We start from the raw sequence: 3,002 nt of genomic DNA, 5'->3' as shown, positions 1-3,002 counted from the left end.
AACCTGGCGTATAGCAAGTGAAGCACGGCGTGCTCAGCCCCACCAATGTAAAAGTCAGGGCTTCCCCAGTAGCCTTCTTTCTTGGGGTCGACGAGATGACCCGAATTAGTTGGATCCAAATAACGTAAGTGGTACCAGCAGGACCCAGCCCATTGGGGCATGGTGTTGGTTTCTCGCGTAGCAGATACCCAATTGTTTCCATCAGGTTTTGGTTCAGTTTGGGAAACGGATTGGCCGGACTCCAAATTAAACCAAATATCCAACCAATCAGTAATTGTAGCCAACGGACTCTCTCCAGTACCAGCTGGTTGATAATTTTCAACTTCTGGAAGTTTAAGAGGAAGCTCAGAGGCGGGAAGTGGGAGCGCATAAAAAGTTTCCCCATCTTTATCTGAAGTTACTTCATTTTCGGGTAACAACCCCTGGATAATTCCTGGCGTGGCTTTGGCTTTTAGAAAATCCGCATGGTTTACCCAGACCAAAGGGATTGGCTCTCCCCAGTATCGTTGACGCGAGAAAATCCAATCTCGAAGCTTATAATTGATGGCACCTTTTCCAGTTCCTTTTGACTCCAGGTCAGCAATGATCTGAGTTTTGCAACTCTTGGCATCGAGGCCATCGTAGGCACCAGAATTGACCATATTTCCAGGCCCGGAGTAGGGGAGTTTTCCTTTTTCCTCATCTCCTTGCGGATGTGCAATAACCCGTCTGATGGGAATGTTGAATTTCTCCGCAAATTCATGATCCCTTTCATCATGGGCAGGGACGGCCATAATTGCGCCCGTTCCGTAGCTGATCAAAACATAGTCGGCAACCCAGACAGGAACTTTTTCTCCATTTATAGGATTGGTACAATAACTGCCGGTAAACACGCCTGATTTGTCTTTGGCAAGATCCGTCCGGTCTAGGTCACTTTTTTTTGCTGCTTTATTGATGTAGGCTTTTACTTCGTCGGCTTTTTCTTGAACGACTAAATTTTTAAGCAAGGGATGTTCCGGTGCGACTACCATATAGGTTGCCCCAAATAAAGTATCGGGCCGGGTGGTGTAGACCGTCAGTTCTTCCTCGCTATCAACAATAGGAAATTGAACTTCAGCACCCTCAGATTTTCCAATCCAAGCTTTTTGCTGGCGCTTGGTCGAGTCCGGCCAGTCAAGATCATCCAATCCTTCGAGCAACTTTTCTGCATAAGCGGTGATTCGTAGCACAACCTGCCGCAGGTTCCGTCGCTCAACAGGATGATTGCCCACTTCTGACTTCCCATCGACAACCTCTTCGTTGGCTAATACCGCAAGTAGGTTCGGACACCACCAAACTGGTTTTTCAGCAACATAAGCAAGTCCCCGCTGGAAGAGTTTAAGAAAGATCCATTGGGTCCATTGGTAGTAGCCTGGATCAGTGGTGTTAATTTCCCGCTGCCAATCAATCGCAAAGCCGATACTTTTGATCTGCCTGCGAAAGTTATCTACATTTGCCTTGGTGGTTACAGAGGGATGGGTTCCGGTTTTGATCGCATACTGTTCGGCAGGAAGCCCAAAAGCATCCCAGCCCATGGGGTGTAGCACATTGTGTCCATTTGCTTTTTTATATCGGGCAAGGATATCTGAGGCTACATAACCTTCGGGGTGTCCGATATGCAAACCAGCCCCTGACGGGTAGGGGAACATATCGAGGGCATAGTACTTTGGCTTTTCGGAATGATCTTCTGCCCGAAAGGTATTTTCGCGTTCCCAATATTCCTGCCATTTTTTTTCAATGGTGGAAAAATCGTAGTTCTGTTGGTCATCAGACATAATTAAAATAGAGGACTTTCTAAAATGAAGTATTCCTCAGGCTTTGGCAAAAGTAAACCCACCGTCTGGCAAGCATGTGCAGGAAGAGAAATTATTTTGATGAATGATTGGTTTCTTCGATCATTTTTTTGATGACTTTCAATTCGGATGACAGTTCCTCCATACGGTTTTGCAGGTCGTGCAATCCATCGCGCACAGGTTCTGGATTACTTTTGCGTTTTTCGATCTCTTGTTTGATCGACATCTCAGCATTGGATTCGTCCATGCTATTCATAATAACTCCAATGACTAAATTGAGCACAATCATTGTTCCAATTAGTACAAAACTGACAAAGAAAACGGCAGCCCAGAGGGGGGAGCCTGAAGATACTGGATTCCATTTAGCCAGATCCTCTGCAGTGTATCCATATTGGTCTGATCCATACATGTTTATGTACATCACATCTGTCCAATCTTCGAGGGTAACAACCCGAAACAGGGAAAGGATGGAGGTTTGAAGGTTTTGAAAATGAATAGGATCATTTTCGCCAAAAAGAAAGACTGCCATGGCTCCGTAAATATAGAAGAGCAAAAATAGCAGGATGCTTACATAGAACATCGATGGCAGACTCTTTAGCAGGCAGGTTACCAGTAGTTGTAGCTTGGGAATAGCCGTAACTAACCGAAGGACACGCAAAATACGGGCAAGGCGTAGAACCGGTAGAAAAGCACCGCCCAAATTTAGAAAAGGTTCGAGTAGGCAGGCAGCCACAATTAAAAAATCGAAAACATTCCAGGGATTTTTAAAGTAATTGAATGGATTTTTCCCTTGGGCCAAAATCTTGATCGATGCCTCAAGAGTAAAAATAATGAGAATTAATCTGTCTAGAAAGCTAAGTATTTGTTCATTTTCTTGAGCAAAATTAGAATAGGTTTGTGCACCAACTACGACCCCAGCTAGTAATATGGTCGCAATAATGAAGCGATTAAAATAATCGCTATTGGCAAGGGACGAGCAATGGGAGGAAATCATAACAACTGTTCGATATTCGGGTATGACGAATGGTTACAGAACAGGCAAGAATAGACCCCTGAAGTTGCCAGGTAAATCGTGTGATTTGGCAGATTATTGAGGCAGATGCCCCTTGGAATAAGTAAGTTAAACCAAAGATGGAAAGGACTTAAGTAAATTTTGGCATCCAGTCTCAATGAGACGGATGATTTGATCAT

2 protein-coding genes are annotated in these 3,002 nt (G+C 44.5%); both read right to left on the bottom strand.

The annotated features are described in order from the left end of the window. A partial coding sequence (gene leuS / locus ACKPQ4_RS09225) for a leucine--tRNA ligase (RefSeq protein WP_407680893.1) occupies nucleotides 1–1,793 on the bottom strand: 1,793 nt, incomplete at its 3' end. A gap of 91 nt (nucleotides 1,794–1,884) precedes the next feature. Then, nucleotides 1,885–2,805, bottom strand: a complete 921-nt coding sequence (locus ACKPQ4_RS09220) for an ion transporter (protein WP_407680892.1) — start codon at nucleotides 2,803–2,805, stop codon at nucleotides 1,885–1,887. Nucleotides 2,806–3,002: the final 197 nt, after the last annotated feature.

Source organism: Candidatus Chordibacter forsetii, assembly GCF_964187505.1.
In the GTDB taxonomy this organism is placed as follows: Bacteria; Verrucomicrobiota; Verrucomicrobiia; order Opitutales; family Seribacteraceae; genus Chordibacter; species Chordibacter forsetii.
Note: the sequence above shows the minus strand (reverse complement) of the source record. Positions and strands in the feature narration are given on the sequence as shown.